This is a genomic window from Bacillus cereus group sp. BfR-BA-01441 (genome assembly GCF_022663075.1).
Taxonomy (GTDB): Bacteria; Bacillota; Bacilli; order Bacillales; family Bacillaceae_G; genus Bacillus_A; species Bacillus_A cereus.
On sequence record NZ_JAKUEU010000406.1, the window covers coordinates 1 to 222 of the forward strand.

Consider the following 222-nt stretch of genomic DNA (forward strand, 5'->3'; position numbering starts at 1 on the left):
GCCGATAAATTAAAAGATGGATCAGTTCAATTAATTGATGGAGTAACGCAATTGCAAAGTGGCTCTGGAAAAGTGACAGCAGGATTAGGTCAATTATCTGCAGGAGTAAATAAATTAGCAGATGGGTCTGGTCAAGTAACAGGCGGTTTAGGGACATTATCTGTAGGTGTAACGAAATTAGCAGATGGCTCAAGCCAAGTAACAGGTGGTTTAGGAACATTA

The 222-nt window shown here is 40.1% G+C and carries 1 protein-coding gene; it reads left to right on the forward strand.

The window, feature by feature from the left end; all coding sequences use genetic code 11:
- Positions 1 to 222, forward strand: a 222-nt coding sequence (locus MR107_RS31010) for a hypothetical protein (RefSeq protein ID WP_242293225.1), incomplete at both ends; no start/stop codon positions are given.